The organism is Bacillus crepusculi (assembly GCF_014764715.1).
GTDB lineage: Bacteria > Bacillota > Bacilli > Bacillales > Bacillaceae > Bacillus.
Map to the genome: position 1 here is coordinate 1 of NZ_JACXXE010000001.1, position 16,068 is coordinate 16,068.

General features: G+C 41.4%; 18 protein-coding genes and 1 other annotated feature. All 18 genes read left to right on the forward strand.

Going from position 1 to position 16,068, the window contains the following annotated elements; translation table 11 throughout:
• Positions 1-238: 238 nt before the first annotated feature.
• The 18 genes from spoIIGA (at position 239) to ileS (ending at position 16,058) form a co-directional block, all read left to right on the forward strand.
• Positions 239-1,168, forward strand: a complete 930-nt coding sequence (gene spoIIGA / locus IEE86_RS00005) for a sigma-E processing peptidase SpoIIGA (RefSeq protein ID WP_191095378.1) — start codon at positions 239-241, stop codon at positions 1,166-1,168.
• Between the two features lie 59 nt (positions 1,169-1,227).
• Positions 1,228-1,947 carry an RNA polymerase sporulation sigma factor SigE gene (gene sigE, locus IEE86_RS00010; RefSeq protein ID WP_007499746.1) on the forward strand — a complete coding sequence of 240 codons (720 nt, stop codon included), beginning with the start codon at positions 1,228-1,230 and terminating at the stop codon, positions 1,945-1,947.
• A 142-nt stretch (positions 1,948-2,089) separates the two neighbouring features.
• Positions 2,090-2,869: an RNA polymerase sporulation sigma factor SigG gene (gene sigG, locus IEE86_RS00015; protein ID WP_034317964.1), complete on the forward strand. Its 780-nt coding sequence runs from the start codon at positions 2,090-2,092 to the stop codon at positions 2,867-2,869.
• A 151-nt stretch (positions 2,870-3,020) separates the two neighbouring features.
• A complete protein-coding gene (locus tag IEE86_RS00020) occupies positions 3,021-3,959 on the forward strand; it encodes a sugar-binding transcriptional regulator (protein ID WP_191095379.1) in 939 nt (312 codons plus the stop codon).
• Positions 3,960-4,202: 243 nt separating this feature from the next.
• On the forward strand, positions 4,203-5,447 hold the full coding sequence (locus IEE86_RS00025; protein ID WP_191095380.1) for an NAD(P)H-dependent oxidoreductase: 1,245 nt from the start codon (positions 4,203-4,205) through the stop codon (positions 5,445-5,447).
• Between the two features lie 12 nt (positions 5,448-5,459).
• Positions 5,460-5,891, forward strand: a complete 432-nt coding sequence (locus tag IEE86_RS00030; RefSeq protein WP_144483721.1) for a transcriptional regulator GutM — start codon at positions 5,460-5,462, stop codon at positions 5,889-5,891.
• An 18-nt stretch (positions 5,892-5,909) separates the two neighbouring features.
• Positions 5,910-6,440, forward strand: coding sequence for a PTS glucitol/sorbitol transporter subunit IIC (srlA, locus tag IEE86_RS00035; RefSeq protein WP_003210918.1), 531 nt, complete (start codon positions 5,910-5,912; stop codon positions 6,438-6,440).
• Between the two features lie 13 nt (positions 6,441-6,453).
• Positions 6,454-7,464: a PTS glucitol/sorbitol transporter subunit IIB gene (gene srlE, locus IEE86_RS00040; protein WP_191095381.1), complete on the forward strand. Its 1,011-nt coding sequence runs from the start codon at positions 6,454-6,456 to the stop codon at positions 7,462-7,464.
• 26 nt (positions 7,465-7,490) lie between these two features.
• Positions 7,491-7,847, forward strand: coding sequence for a PTS glucitol/sorbitol transporter subunit IIA (locus tag IEE86_RS00045; protein ID WP_191095382.1), 357 nt, complete (start codon positions 7,491-7,493; stop codon positions 7,845-7,847).
• Positions 7,848-7,972: 125 nt separating this feature from the next.
• Entirely contained in the window at positions 7,973-8,752 is a 780-nt protein-coding gene (locus tag IEE86_RS00050; protein WP_224740720.1) for an ABC transporter ATP-binding protein, read from the forward strand.
• A gap of 79 nt (positions 8,753-8,831) precedes the next feature.
• Positions 8,832-9,068, forward strand: a complete 237-nt coding sequence (locus IEE86_RS00055; RefSeq protein WP_008344958.1) for a YlmC/YmxH family sporulation protein — start codon at positions 8,832-8,834, stop codon at positions 9,066-9,068.
• Between the two features lie 210 nt (positions 9,069-9,278).
• The gene (pgeF, locus tag IEE86_RS00060; protein ID WP_191095384.1) at positions 9,279-10,142 is read left to right on the forward strand and encodes a peptidoglycan editing factor PgeF; all 864 of its coding nucleotides are present in this window, start codon (positions 9,279-9,281) and stop codon (positions 10,140-10,142) included.
• Positions 10,143-10,148: 6 nt separating this feature from the next.
• Positions 10,149-10,838 carry a YggS family pyridoxal phosphate-dependent enzyme gene (locus IEE86_RS00065; RefSeq protein WP_224740758.1) on the forward strand — a complete coding sequence of 230 codons (690 nt, stop codon included), beginning with the start codon at positions 10,149-10,151 and terminating at the stop codon, positions 10,836-10,838.
• A 1-nt stretch (position 10,839) separates the two neighbouring features.
• Positions 10,840-11,298 (forward strand): cell division protein SepF, encoded by a 459-nt coding sequence (gene sepF / locus IEE86_RS00070; RefSeq protein ID WP_003212271.1) that lies wholly within the window; start codon positions 10,840-10,842, stop codon positions 11,296-11,298.
• Between the two features lie 6 nt (positions 11,299-11,304).
• Positions 11,305-11,586, forward strand: coding sequence for a YggT family protein (locus IEE86_RS00075; protein ID WP_191095386.1), 282 nt, complete (start codon positions 11,305-11,307; stop codon positions 11,584-11,586).
• Positions 11,587-11,639: 53 nt separating this feature from the next.
• Entirely contained in the window at positions 11,640-12,416 is a 777-nt protein-coding gene (locus tag IEE86_RS00080; protein WP_191095387.1) for a YlmH family RNA-binding protein, read from the forward strand.
• Between the two features lie 26 nt (positions 12,417-12,442).
• Positions 12,443-12,937 carry a DivIVA domain-containing protein gene (locus IEE86_RS00085; protein ID WP_008344947.1) on the forward strand — a complete coding sequence of 165 codons (495 nt, stop codon included), beginning with the start codon at positions 12,443-12,445 and terminating at the stop codon, positions 12,935-12,937.
• 59 nt (positions 12,938-12,996) lie between these two features.
• Positions 12,997-13,233: a binding site (T-box leader), on the forward strand.
• 59 nt (positions 13,234-13,292) lie between these two features.
• Positions 13,293-16,058, forward strand: coding sequence for an isoleucine--tRNA ligase (ileS, locus tag IEE86_RS00090; protein ID WP_191095388.1), 2,766 nt, complete (start codon positions 13,293-13,295; stop codon positions 16,056-16,058).
• The last annotated feature ends 10 nt before the right edge of the window (positions 16,059-16,068 follow it).

Genomic DNA, 16,068 nt, shown 5'->3' on the forward strand with positions numbered 1-16,068 from the left:
GACACGACTCCTTGGAGCGTGTCTTTTTTGTATCGAACAATCGTTTGAAAGCTTGTCCAAGATAACGCTCTCTTGTCCCGCACTCTCATTCCTCGACAAAAACAATAACAATCCACCAAAAGTTCTCTAGCATCCCCAACAAGAATTGACAGACTTCCATCTTATGACTGTTTTATACTGGTACAAACAAGTGCAAGTACTGCTTTTGATTCTTTGTTTCAGATGAAAGGAGCAGAAGGTGGTCATTTATTTAGATGTGATTTGGCTGTTAAACTTTTGTTTTGATCTATTGCTTCTCTTACTCACGGCATTTATTCTCAAACGTCAAGTAAAAAAAAGGCGATATATGTTAGGAGCACTCATTGGATCGAGCATTGTTCTCTTGCTCTTTACACCATTTGCAATGGTTGTGTCACACCCTTTAGGCAAACTGCTTTTTTCTGTCTTGATTGTGCTTGCCACCTTTGGGTTTCAAAGATTCCGTTCCTTTTTCCAACACCTGTTTGCGTTTTACTTTGTCACATTTTTGATGGGGGGAGGCATGATCGGGGTTCATTCGTTTTTGCAAACAAATACAGTCATTCAAGAGGGTCTGTTTATGTCACAAAATGATGGCTTTGGCGATCCCATTAGCTGGCTTTTCGTTTTAACTGGCTTTCCTGCTATTTGGCTGTTTTCAAAGAAAAGATTAGGAGAGGTTGGTGCAAAAAAAAGACAGCATGATGAACAAGTGCTTGTGGAGATACACATTCACGGGGAGACCATCCGCTTAAATGGCCTCGTTGATTCTGGGAACCAGCTTTATGACCCTATGACGAAAACACCTGTTATGATCGTCCAGGTCGATCAGTTAACGTCCATTATCGGAGAGCCATTTATAGAGCTCATGAAACAGTTTCACCCTGTTGAAGTGATGCAAAAGCTGGATGATCGGTTTCCGCTTCTTGATCGTTTAAGACTTGTTCCATATCGTGCGGTCGGTCATGATCATGGGTTTCTACTTTGCTTAAAACCAGATATGGTCGTCATTTATTCAAAAACGCATATGATCCAGCCAGCTAAGTGTTTTGTAGGCATGAGCCTGAGCGGTTTATCAGCAGATCAGGAATTTCAATCCATCATTCATCCGGAGATGTTAGACGGGAAAATCATACAAGGAGTGTCGTAGTTTTTTGGTCATGTCTTTTATCTTACGAGGTCAACTTGACATTTAGAAGGGAGAAGAAGATGAAAAAATTAAAATTTAAACTCACTTACTACTGGTATAAACTCCTCATGAAGCTAGGTCTAAAGAGTGATGAAATTTATTATATTGGTGGAAGTGAGGCGCTGCCTCCTCCTTTATCAAAGGATGAAGAACAGGAACTGCTTGTCAAATTACCAAAGGGTGATCAAACAGCAAGGGCCATCCTGATCGAAAGAAACTTGCGATTAGTGGTCTATATTGCAAGGAAATTTGAAAACACAGGCATTAATATCGAGGATTTAATTAGTATCGGAACCATTGGATTGATCAAGGCAGTCAATACATTTAATCCAGAAAAAAAGATCAAGCTTGCGACATATGCTTCGAGATGTATTGAAAATGAGATTTTGATGTATCTGCGCCGAAATAACAAAATCCGTTCAGAAGTATCGTTTGACGAGCCGCTCAACATTGATTGGGACGGAAATGAACTGCTTTTATCAGACGTACTTGGAACAGATGATGATATAATCACGCGTGATATTGAAGCAAATGTAGATAAAAAATTGCTGAAAAAAGCGCTTGAGCAATTAAATGATCGAGAAAAACAGATCATGGAACTTAGATTTGGCTTAGTCGGTGGAGAGGAAAAAACGCAGAAAGATGTCGCTGATATGCTTGGGATTTCCCAGTCATATATTTCAAGGCTGGAAAAAAGAATTATTAAACGATTACAAAAAGAATTTAACAAAATGGTCTAAAAAAATTTTTTGTAAGCTCTATCCCTACGCTGTCAAAGGAATCACCATTTTTTCACAGTTTTATCGTCATCGCTTGTGCATATTTTTCCATCCCAAGGAGATACTGAACTTTGTACAACAGCTCCTGTAGGGAGGGAAAAAAGTGTCCAGAAATAAAGTGGAAATCTGCGGAGTCGACACCTCCAAACTGCCTGTTCTGAAAAACGAAGAGATGAGAAAATTGTTCAGACAGCTGCAAGATGAGGGTGACGATACAGCAAGAGAAAAGCTAGTCAATGGCAATTTGCGGTTGGTTTTAAGTGTGATTCAGCGTTTTAACAACAGAGGCGAGTATGTGGATGATCTCTTCCAAGTAGGCTGTATCGGATTAATGAAATCAATTGATAATTTTGATTTAAGCCACAATGTCAGATTTTCAACTTATGCGGTCCCTATGATTATAGGGGAAATCCGTCGATACTTGCGTGATAACAACCCCATTCGGGTGTCTCGTTCACTAAGAGATATTGCCTACAAGGCACTTCAGGTTCGTGAGAGGCTGATTAGTGAGACAAGCAAGGAACCAACGGCAGAAGACATTGCCAAAGTGCTGGAAGTTCCTCATGAGGAAATTGTCTTTGCCCTAGATGCGATTCAAGATCCTGTTTCTTTATTTGAACCGATCTATAATGACGGAGGAGATCCGATTTATGTGATGGATCAAATTAGTGATGAACGGAACAAAGACACACAATGGGTGGAAGAATTGGCCTTAAAAGAGGGAATGCGCAGATTGAATGATCGAGAAAAAATGATTCTTCGCAAACGCTTCTTCCAAGGCAAAACGCAAATGGAAGTCGCTGAAGAAATCGGAATTTCTCAAGCACAAGTCTCAAGGCTTGAAAAAGCAGCCATCAAACAAATGAATAAGAACATTTTTTAAAGCCGCCGCTTGTTGGGCGGCTTTATTCATTCTTCTTAGAGAACACGCCTCTAGTATTGACTCAGGTATTCTTTTCATTTAATCTGTTTTTAACAAATGTTATTTCACATATCATTTGTTAGGGAACACATAAGCGGAAAGAAGGGTTATTATGACATTCCATGATGAAAGAAGGCTGCTCATTAAGGTTGCGCATATGTATTATGAAGAAGGCGCCACCCAATCCAAAATTGCAGAAGCTGTTGGGGTGAGCCGCTCGCTCATATCGAAGTATTTGGCAAAAGCACGTGAAGCAGGAATCGTGGAAATCATTATTCATGATGAAGTCAATCAACAATACGGGTCGTTAGAAAGAAAAATAGAGCGAAAATACGGGCTGCGAGAAGTTGTATGTGTTGAATCTCTCAGTCAAGAAACAACAAAAAGCCGAATCGGCGCTGCGGCTGCGAGCTTTTTATTAAAAGTCATGAAGGATGGACAAGTCATCGGCTTTTCCTCAGGGACAACCTTGCATGAAATGGCGAAAGCGCTTACGTCTGTTCAGCACTATCCATCTGTGACATTTGTTCCGCTTGTCGGAGGTGTGGGAAATGAAGATGTCGATATCCACGCCAACTACATTATTGCGAGATGTACAGAGGCACTCAAATCTAAATGTGAGTTTTTACATGTCCCTGTCATGCTTGATACGAAAGAAGCGAAGGAAGTGCTGATTAGACAGCCTTCGATCAAAAAAGTGATTGAACTCGGAGAATCATCAAATATTGCGGTCGTAGGGATTGGCGGGGTTCCGCAGCATTCAACGATGGTGAAATCTTATATGACAAGCGGCGAGGAGGATATCCTTCAAGCGAAGGATGTTGCAGGTGACATTTGCTATAACTTTATTGATCATAAAGGAGAAGTGTATCCTCATCCATGGAACGACCGGGTAATGGGCATAAGCCCGCAAAAGCTGAAAGAAATCCCTCTTGTCATTGGTGTCGCTGGAGGAGAAGAAAAGATTGAAGCAATCCGGGCGGCATTAGAAGGTGGATTAATTCATGTATTAATTACGGATGAACGAACAGGAGATGCCTTATTAAAGTAACTACCTAATATGATTAGGTAGTTTTTTTGAGTCTTTAGACTCAAAAAGATTGAAAATTTTATTGATTTTAGCTTGACACAAAGTTGACACATCATATAAACTAAGTTCATAACAAATGATAAATAAAATAACAAATGTTACAAGAAACAGATTTTTGTTAATTTTTATAACATTTGTTAAAAGTTTCAGATTATTTTTCTAGCAATCTATTGAGAAGCAAGAAAACCTGAAAGGATGATTTAGATGTCAATCTATCAACAGTTGTTAGCTCGAGAACGAAGTGGAGATCCGATCAAAGTTGGGATTATTGGAGCAGGCCAAATGGGCTTTGGACTCATTTCACAAATTTCTAAAATTCCAGGCATGATTGTAGCGGGTGTTTGTGATATTCACCTTAGTGCAGCAGAGAAGGCAGCGAATTTTTACAAGCAGCATGCGAAGCCTCATCAAATGGTTGTCACAAATGATTATAGAGAAGTGATTCAATCAGATTTCGTGGAAGTTGTGGTAGATGCAACAGGCGTTCCAGAGGTCGGAGCAAACATTTCTTTGGAAGCGCTTAATTCAAAAAAACATCTTGTCCTTCTAAATGTAGAAGTTGATATTACCATCGGTCTGGTGATGCATAAGTTATTCACAAACGCAGGACTTGTTTACTCTGGATCAGCTGGAGACGAACCTGCGGCGACGCTGGAATTATATGAATTTGCGAAAACAATGGGGCTAGAAGTGCTAGTTGCTGGAAAAGGTAAAAACAATCCATTTTTCCCAGAAGCAAATCCAGATACGTGTAAAGCAGAAGCAGATAGTAAACATATGAGTGCTCATATGCTGGCTGCGTTCCAGGATGGAACAAAAACAATGGCAGAAATGAACTTATTGAGTAATGCAACAGGGCTTTTGCCAGATAAAGTGGGCATGCACGGAGTGGAAGCGAATTTAGAGAATGTAGCAGATAAATTGAATCAAAAACAACAAGGTGGCGTGCTCGATAACTTTGGAGTCGTTGAATATGTAAATGGACTTGCACCAGGCGTATTTGTCATCGTCAAGAGTGAGCTAGAGCCAGTAGATGAAGAGCTTCGCTACTTAAAAGTTGGAAAAGGTCCACACTACACGCTTTATCGTCCTTTCCACTTAGCCAGTCTTGAAACACCAGTCACCATTGCAAAAGCAGTCTTACAGCATGATTCATCTATCCACCCAATTGGTGTACCAGTGTCAGAAACAGTAGCTGTTGCCAAGAGAGAGATTAAAGCAGGAGAAACACTTGACGGAATTGGTGGATACTCCGTAAGAGGTGTACTTGAAACGCATCAAGACATGAAAGCGAACGGTCACATTCCAATTGGCTTAATCAGCGGAAAAGTGGTAGCGAAAAAAGACATCAAATTAGGACAATTCCTGACGCATGATGATGTAGAACTTGATTCAAACACAACGGTTTGGAAGCTGCGTTCATTACAAGATCATCTATTTCAATCATAAGGACGTGAGGCTATGGAGAAATTAGCAATCGTACTTTGCATCATTCTCATTGTGCAGTATGGTTTATCCTTTATTCAAATCAAGTACTACCGCAAGAGCATGGACTCACTTATTGATGACTATAGAGGGAAACAGGGCTATCACTTGTTTTCAGGAATGGAGCGACGCAAAGTTGGTCCAGGGGCCATTGCGCTCATCATTGTCGATGAATCCTATATCATTCAAAAATGTCATGTGCTTGGCGGGGTTTCGATCTTATCTAAATTTAAGGAAGTTCCTTCATATGAAGGCAAGCATGTAGGTGCTGTGCTAGACGAGCACCACATGATGAAACAAACATTGAAAAAACGCAAAAAAGGACCAGCTGTCATGCAAGCACTCTCCATGGCAGCTGAACAGGCACTTGTCTCAATTTCGAAAAAAAATATAACAAATGTGAACTAAAGAAAGGGGAGATGAAACATGGAATGGATTCAATGGTTTGGGGAGCACTTTATCGGAATGTTTGAAGCCGGCGGAAAGCAATTCATGGGTCTTGTTACAGGTATCGTTCCAACGCTTGTTGTGTTACTTACTTTCACTTATGCTGTCATGAAGTTTATCGGAGAAGAGCGAGTGAATAGAGCGATCCAATTTGCAGCGAAATATACCATTTTGCGCTATACGTTAATGCCGATCTTATCCGTTCTTATTTTGACAAACCCAATGGCTTATACGTTTGGCCGCTTCTTACCTGAAAAACAAAAACCAGCATTCTATGATTCAGCTGTTTCATTTGTTCATCCGGTGACTTCACTGTTCCCATACGCCAACGCAGGAGAACTGTTTGTCTATTTAGGAATTGCGAACGGGATTAAAGAAGCTGGATATTCAATGTCAGAGCTTGCTGTTCGTTACTTCTTAGTCGGGATTGTCGTCATTTTACTTCGCGGAATCATTACTGAATGGATCACAAAATATTTAGCAGGAAAAATGAAAGCGAATTCACAATAGGGGAGGGTTAGACATGACAAACCACAAAGTATTTGTAGCAAAAGGTGCTGGCGGATGGGGAAAAGGTTTGGAGCTTGAACCGACCGGTAAAAGAAGAAAGGTTGTTTCCATAACAGGGGGAGGCATTCACCCCGTTGCACGTAAAATTGCAGAAATGACAGGGACAGAAGCATGTGATGGCTTTAAAAACTCCATACCAGAAGATGAAATGATGTGTGTTGTTATTGACTGCGGAGGAACCGCGCGAATCGGACTTTATCCAATGAAGCGCATTCCAACTGTAGACGTTTTGGCATCCTCTCCTTCTGGACCGCTTGCAAAACATATTACAGAGGATATCTTCGTATCAGGCGTAACAGAAAAAGATATTTCCTTTGCGGAAGCATCAGATGGTGAGGCGAAAGCGGAAGGTCAAGCAAATAGTGAATCGATCGATAAAGAGAATTTCAAAGAAACGTATTCAAAGCTAAAAGAAGAAAATATCGAGCGTCAGGAAAAAGGCAATTTCCTCATGAGATTCTCAAGAGGAATCGGGAAAGTAACCGGCACGTTCTACCAGGCTGGCCGTGATTCGGTTGATATGCTTTTGAAAAACATTATTCCATTCATGGCATTTGTCAGTATGCTAATTGGAATTATCAATTATACAAAAATTGGTGACCTGATTGCCCATTTTCTATCACCACTCGCAGGATCTCTATGGGGGCTCTTACTGCTCGTTGTGGTCTGTACACTGCCATTCTTATCGCCTGTCTTAGGACCTGGTGCAGTCATTGCGCAAGTCATCGGTGTTTTGATTGGTAGTCAAATTGCACTGGGTAACATTCCGCCTCAATTTGCACTTCCTGCACTATTTGCCATTAACGGTCAAGTAGGGTGTGACTTCATCCCAGTTGGGCTATCACTTGGTGAAGCGAAGCCGGAAACGGTACAATATGGGGTACCAGCTGTTTTGTATAGCCGTCTCATTACAGGGGTTCTATCTGTTGTGATCGCATACGTGGCCAGCTTCGGTATGTATTAAACGTATTAAAGGAGGAATCGAGATACATGGTCACACAATCTGTCGTAAAAGAAATCGGGATTTTAGTCCCGCAATTTAAAGAAGATAAGCTGATTGTTTTATTTGGACCCGCAGCGCCGCAGGAATTAAGAGATATGTCTGTCATTCACGAGTTCGAACATGTAGAAGAAGAGCCGCTGAAGCTGGGCGGAACCATTCAAGTGGGAGACCAAACGTACACCATCACTGCACTTGGCAACAAAGCAAATGACAACTTTAAAGAGCTCGGTCATATTTCGATCTACTTCCAAGAGCCGTTTGATGATGTATTACCAGGAGCTGTCTTTGCATCCCCGCACACGTTTCCTGATATAAAAGAAGGCGTACGAATTGAAATTTCGTAACGTGAAAGAAAAGCTGTTCCTAAATGGAGCGGCTTTTTTATGTGAGGTTTACCGAAAGGAGCATTTGCGATATGCTGTAAACATTCATTATTTGTATATTCAGAATTTTTACTCAGGGGGAAATGATGGTGTCACTTGAATTGAAGAATGTTTCATTAAAACGAAATGGGAAATGGCTGCTTCACTCTGTTGACTGGCAGGTGAACAAAGGGGAGCACTGGGTGCTTTACGGATTAAATGGTGCGGGGAAAACCGCTTTATTAAATATGCTCTGCTCATATTATTTTCCAACGTCAGGTGAGATGACGGTGCTAGGACATGTGTTTGGCAAGGAGGCTCTTGGTGAAAAGCTACGGAAGAAAATTGGTCTCATCTCGGCTGGACTTGAAAAAAAACTGCACAGAGAAGACAATGCATTTGAAATTGTTCTAAGCGGAGCATTTGCTTCTATCGGACTTTATGAAACACCGACAGATGAGATGAGAGAGAAGGCGATTGATCTGTTAAAAGCATTCGGATCATTTCAATATGCCAATCGTACATATGAAACGCTCTCACAAGGAGAGAAGCAGAAAGTACTGATCGCAAGGGCTTTAATGAATGATCCGAAGCTCTTGATTTTAGATGAACCTGTGACAGGTCTTGATTTTTTAGCAAGAGAACAAGTGCTTGAGACGATCTCACTCATTGCATCAAAGCCTGATGCGCCCACTTTGCTTTATACGACCCATCATGCAGAAGAGATTCTGCCAGTTTTTCAGCACACCCTATTATTAAAAGATGGGGCAGTATTTCATCAAGGAGAGACAAATCAGATGATGACAAGCGGCATGCTATCTTCATTCTTTGAATGTCCGGTTGATGTGATGTGGAGAAATGGCCGTCCGCATTTAAGTAAAGTGTAGATAAAAGAAACTATTGGTCTGCGTCCCTGCTTTTCCATCATACATATTATAGTAGAAAACGAAAGGCGGGGAAGGAAAGATGATCAGTATTTCTGAATTCCAAATCAAAGATGTCGTCGATGTGTCCAGCGGAAAAAAACTAGGCACCATTGGGGACATCGATATCAATGTCACGAGCGGTAAAATACAGGCGATTATCATTGGCGGCACAGGTAAAATGATGGGATTTTTCGGAAAAGAAGAGGAAATGATCGTGCCGTGGCGAAATATAGTAAAAATTGGCGAAGATGTGATCCTTGTCCGGTTGTCTTCTTAATTCGACTCACTCCTCATATAAATATCTCAATTTCCTTAAAATAAGCTCTCCATTCTCAGCAAACAATGTCTTTTTCGGGTAAAAAGATTACGTTTTCATATCAATTTGAAAAAAAACCTGTAGAAAGGGCACATTTGAGTGTAATATTTAATGAATCCCACTAACTGTCTATGCATGTCTTGTGGTAAAATAGGAGCGATATAAAGAGAGATGAATGAAAGGTGGGAGGCAGCTTTGACTTACAAATATGACCCCTTTCAGCAGGAATCACCTTATGCATTGACTATTCATGATTGGACGAACATGACATGTTCTGGTAAAGAGGTCTTGGCCGGGTTTACAACAAAAAATGGCGGCTTCAGTCTTTCTCCATATCAATCAATGAACACTGGACTCCATGTAGGAGATGATGCTTCTAGTGTCCAATTGAATCGTCAAGTTATAGCAGATGCTACTGCTGTGCCGCTCTCTAATTGGGTGTTTGCTGACCAAACACACGAGGACCGCATCATGAAAGTCACCAAGAAGCAAAGAGGAAGAGGAAGTCTTCATTATCATGAGGCACTGCCTGGAACAGATGGCTTATATACGTCTGAACCGAACATGATGCTCGCTCTTTGTTTCGCTGATTGTGTTCCGCTTTATTTTCTAGCTCCGCAACATGGACTCATTGGAACGGCTCATGCCGGCTGGAAAGGAACCGTCAAGCAAATTGGCGCAAAAATGGTGGATGTATGGGTTAGCCAAGAAGGTGCCGAGGCCAATCAAATACAAGTCATTATTGGACCATCTATTGGCAGCTGCTGCTACATAGTAGATGATGTTGTCATAGATCAAGTGAAACAGCTTCCTTTTTCAACAAAGGATGTGTATTCCGAGATTTCACAAGGACAATATAAAATTGATTTGAAAACATTAAACAAAAACGTATTGCTTCATGCAGGAATAAAAGAAGAAAACATACATGTCAGTTCGATGTGCACAAGCTGCAGCGATCAGCTTTTCTTCTCACACCGGCGTGATCAAGGGAAAACAGGACGTATGATGTCTTTTGTCGGGTTTAAGGAGGCATAAGTGCAATTGAATGTACGAGAGAATCTCAGACAAATAAATGAACAAATAAACGAAGCATGTAAAAGAGCAGGTAGACATCCAGCTGATGTATCAGTCGTCGCTGTGACAAAATATGTCTCGATTGAACGAGCACTAGAAGCCAAGGAAGCAGGGATTGTACACTTTGGTGAAAATCGTGACCAAGGGTTACTTGAAAAACAGGCGGCCATAACCGATGAAAACATTAGCTGGCACTTCATCGGCAGTTTACAGACGCGAAAAGTGAAATCTGTCATTCAGACAATCGACTATTTACATTCGCTTGACAGAATGTCCCTTGCGAATGAAATTGAAAAAAGAGCGGATCACACGGTTCGCTGTTTTGTACAGGTGAACACATCTCTTGAGGAGTCAAAACACGGCTTACAAAGCGAAGACGTGATTCCATTTGTGAAACAGCTGGCAGATTTCAAACACATTGAAGTGGCTGGGCTGATGACGATGGCTCCATTTACAGATGATCACACTGTGATTCGCAACTGTTTTAAAACATTAAAAAACCTTCAAGAAGAGGTAAAACTTCTTAACCAAGTAAATGCACCTTGTCAGCATTTATCGATGGGCATGTCAAATGATTTTGAAATCGCAATTGAAGAAGGTGCGACATTCGTTCGGATTGGCTCTTCACTTGTTGGAAATGAAACAGGAGGTGCGTGACATGAGCATAAAAAATAAGTTTAAAAGCTTCTTCACACTCGATGATGAAGAGTATGAGTACGAATATATTGATGAAGAAAGAGAACCAGTTCAAGAAGAAAAGGGAACGAAGGACAAAGCGGCATTTCAAGAGCGCCCGCAGACAGGAAAACAAAATGTTGTCAGCTTGCAAAGCGTGCAGAAATCCTCTAAAGTGGTGTTAAGTGAGCCGCGTGTTTATGCAGAGGCGCAAGAGATTGCAGACCATATTAAAAACAGACGTGCAGTCGTCGTGAATTTGCAGCGCATTCAGCACGACCAAGCAAAGCGAATCATCGACTTCTTAAGCGGAACGGTTTATGCAATCGGTGGAGACATTCAGCGTATTGGCTCGAATATATTCCTCTGCACTCCTGATAATGTAGATGTATCTGGCACAATATCAGAGCTTTTGACAGAGGAAGAACCTCAGAGGTGGTAAATCATAGTGATTCTATATTACATTTTTAAGCTTTTACAGACTGTATTAACGATTTACTCATTCGCGATTATTATTTACATCTTTATGTCATGGGTGCCTTCTGCGAGAGAAACAGCGATTGGCCGTTTTTTGACAAACATTTGCGAACCATATTTAGAACCATTTCGTAAAATGATTCCGCCAATTGGCATGATTGACATCTCGCCGATTGTGGCATTGCTTGTGATTCGTTTTGCATCATCGTATGGACTAACTGGTCTTTATAATATGATTGCAGGAATCATGTAAACAGGCTGCCGGGCTTGGCGCTGCCAGGCTCTTTTACATAAAAGGGGAACAAAATGAGCGATATTTATCAACATTTTAGAAAAGATGAACAGCCATTTGTCGACCAAGTGTTAGGCTGGAAAAAAATCGCACTCGACCAGTATCGAATGAAATTAACAGACTTTCTTGACCCGCGTGAGCAATTTATTACCGAGTCCGTCATCCAGCATTCTGATGAACTTGGGATGAAGCTTTTTGGCGGGTATGAGGGAGCAGAGCGCAAAAGAGCCCTGATCTATCCTGATTATTTAGAACCGTCTATTCAGGATGTTGAACTGTCTTATTTTCAGGTGAACTATGCGAAAAAGTTTATTTCCATTGAACACCCGAAGCTTCTTGGCTCACTGATTGGGACAGGCTTGAAGCGTCAAAAATTCGGAGATCTGTTATTTTCAGAGGAAGATGTGCAGTTTATTTGTACAAGTGATGTCGCCGATTTTGTGCGCGCGCAGCTGACACATGTCGGCAGAGCAGCCGTTTCATTAGAGGAGATCACACAGGCAGATATAAAGCCAGTCATTCGTAAGACGGACATCAAAGAAGATACCATTTCCTCTTTGCGGCTTGATGCTGTATGTGCTGCTGTTAGCCGTCAGTCTCGGCAAAAAGCACAGCTTTTAGTTAAAAATGGACTTGTCAAAGTAAACTGGAAAGTCATTGAAGATCCTTCCTTCACAATCGGAGAAGGCGATCAGCTCTCTGTGAGGGGATTTGGCCGCTTTAGCTTAAAAACGATTGATGGGAAGACGAAAAAAGATAAATTCAAAGTAACATTTGAGCTTCTGACATAACGAATTTGAATCTGGAGGTGGCAAGGTTGCCATTAACACCTAATGATATTCACAATAAAACGTTCACAAAAAGCTTTCGCGGCTATGATGAAGATGAAGTAAACGAGTTTTTAAGTCAAGTACGTAAAGACTACGAGATCGTGCTTCGTAAAAAGAACGAGCTTGAAGACAAAGTAAACGAGCTTGACGAAAGACTAGGTCACTTTGCGACAATTGAAGAGACATTAAACAAGTCGATTCTTGTGGCGCAGGAGGCAGCAGAAGACGTAAAGCGTCATTCTGATAAAGAAGCGAAATTGATTATTCGTGAAGCAGAGAAAAATGCAGACCGTATTATTAACGAGGCGCTATCAAAATCAAGAAAGATTGCGATGGAAATCGAAGAGCTGAAGAAACAGTCGAAGGTCTTTAGAACTCGTTTCCAAATGCTCATCGAAGCTCAGCTTGATCTTCTAAAAAATGACGATTGGGATCATTTACTGGAATATGAAGTGGACGCTGTCTTTGACGAAAAAGAATAAGCGCATCATCTTGACATGACGTGCACAAGTTGCATATAATACCATCATAAATTAACAAGAGATAAACGTTTGAAAGGGACACTCGCAGCTGTCAATTGCGTAATAAAGCGAATCAGGGATGGTGGAAGCCTGACATTACGAGACGCTGCCATGAGATCACCCCTTTAGTTCCTTTTCTGAAATGACCAGTAAGAAAAGGCGTCTGATCACGTTACGATTTTAGAGTGGATAAGCGGCTGTTTCATATCGCTTGTCTAAAAGGGTGGTACCGCGAGACAAGCCTTCTCGTCCCTTATGGGATGAGAGGGCTTTTTTTATTGTTTTTTAATCAGAATTTGCATGTGGAGGAATGGGTATGAACTACAAAGACACCTTATTAATGCCGAAAACAGAATTCCCGATGAGAGGGAACTTGCCGAACAAAGAGCCTGAAATCCAAGAGGAGTGGGCAGAAAAAGACATTTATCAAATGGTTTTAGAGCGGACAAAAGGACGCCCGACCTTTATTTTGCATGATGGACCTCCTTATGCGAATGGTGACATTCATATGGGGCACGCACTTAATAAAATTCTAAAAGATTTTATTGTCCGTTTTAAATCAATGAATGGGTACCATGCACCGTACGTACCGGGCTGGGATACACACGGCTTACCAATTGAAACAGCTCTTACGAAAAATAAAAAAGTCAAACGCAAAGAAATGTCTACAGCTGAATTCCGCAAACTATGCGAAGAGTATGCTTGGAAACAAATTGAAGGTCAGCGCAATCAGTTTAAACGTTTGGGCGTAAGAGCGGACTGGGACAATCCATATGTGACATTAAAGCCTGAATACGAAGCGCAGCAAATTCTTGTCTTTGGTGAAATGGCGAAAAGAGGCTACATCTACAAAGGACTGAAGCCGGTTAACTGGTCTCCTTCAAGTGAATCAGCCCTTGCTGAAGCTGAAATTGAATATAAAGACAAACGCTCACCGTCCATTTATGTATCATTTAAAGTGAAAGATGGCAAAGGCGTACTTGAAAACGGCGAACAATTCATCATCTGGACAACAACACCGTGGACACTTCCTGCAAACCTTGGCATTTGTGTTCATCCAAACCTAGAGTACAGTGTGCTTCAAGTGGGTGCTGACCGATATGTCATCGCATCTGAGCTCGTTGAACAAGTGGCAAAAACACTTGGCTTTGAAGAGTACGAAGTTGTGAAAACATTAAAAGGCAAAGAATTAGATAAGGTCGTTGCAGCGCATCCAATTTACGATAGAGATTCTCTTGTGATGCTTGGCGATCACGTCACAACAGATGCAGGAACAGGCTGTGTTCACACAGCGCCAGGTCACGGGGAAGATGACTTTATCGTGAGTATGAAATACGGTCTTGATGTGCTATGTCCAGTAGATGAAAAAGGTGTGATGACAGAAGAAGCACCTGGTTTTGAAGGATTATTCTACGAGGATGCCAATAAAGCCATTACAGAACAGCTTGAAGCAAAAGGCGCATTGAAAAAACTCGACTTTATCACGCACTCCTATCCGCATGACTGGAGAACGAAAAAGCCAACGATTTATCGTGCGACAGCTCAGTGGTTTGCATCGATTAAGGATTTCAGAGAAGCGCTATTAGATAATATTAAAGAAACGAAATGGGTTCCAGCATGGGGCGAAACACGCCTATTCAATATGGTGCGTGACAGAGGTGACTGGTGCATTTCAAGACAGCGTGTATGGGGCGTTCCAATTCCGGTCTTTTATGCGGAAAATGGTGAGCCGATCATCACGGATGAAACGATTCAGCACGTCTCTCAATTATTTAGAGAGCATGGCTCGAATATTTGGTTTGAAAAAGAAGCGAAAGAGCTATTGCCAGAAGGCTTTACACATCCAGGCAGCCCGAATGGCGAATTTACAAAAGAGCAGGATATCATGGATGTATGGTTTGATTCTGGTTCTTCTCACCAAGCGGTATTAGAAGAACGAGATGACCTTGTTCGTCCAGCAGACCTTTACCTTGAAGGTTCTGATCAATATCGCGGCTGGTTTAACTCATCTTTATCTACAGCAGTTGCTGTTACTGGAAAAGCGCCATATAAAGGTGTTCTCAGCCACGGCTTCACGCTTGATAAAGAAGGACGCAAGATGAGTAAATCATTAGGCAATACAATTGACCCAACAAAAGTAGCGAAGCAGCTTGGTGCGGAGATTCTTAGACTTTGGGTATCTTCTGTGAACTATCAAGCTGATCACCCAGTGTCTGATGATATTTTAAAGCAAGTAGCAGAAGTGTATCGTAAAATCCGTAATACCTTCCGTTTCCTGCATGGTAACTTGTTTGACTTTGATCCAGCAGTCAATGCAGTACCGGTAGAAGAACTTCGCGAAGTGGATCAATATATCTTGATCAAATTAAACAAATTAATTGATAAAGTGAAAAAAGCATATGATGATTACGAATTTGCGGTTGTGTATCATGCGATTCACAATTTCTGTACGATTGAGCTAAGCTCTTTCTATCTCGATTTTGCAAAAGATGTTGTGTACATTGAGCATGCAGACCATCCGGACCGCCGCAGCATGCAAACTGTTTTCTACGAAACATTAATGGCGTTAGTGAAGCTGACTGCACCAATTCTTCCGCATACAGCAGATGAACTATGGAGCCACTTAAGCTTTGTTGAAGAGCCAAGTGTTCAGTTAACAGATATGCCAGAAGGTGTGGCAGTTCCTCAAGCAGAAGCGACAGAAGCGAAGTTTGACCGCTTTATGGAAGTGCGTGACGATGTTCTTAAAGCACTAGAAATTGCACGTAATGAAAAAGTCATCGGACGTTCACTTGAAGCAAGTGTGACACTTTATGCGACAGATGAAGTGAAGGACCTTCTTGCATCCATTAAAGAAGATGTGAAGCAGCTCTTTATCATCTCTGAATTAACGGTAGAAGATAAGCAGAATGCAGATGCATCAGCGTCTGAATACACATCAGGATGTATTGTGGTTCAAAAAGCAGAAGGAGAACTGTGCGAACGTTCTCGTATTATTTCAAAAGATGTTGGTGCAAATCCGAAATACCCAACATTGTCGCTTAAAAATGCTGAAATCGTGGAGAAATATTACCAAAATTAACAGTGCGACA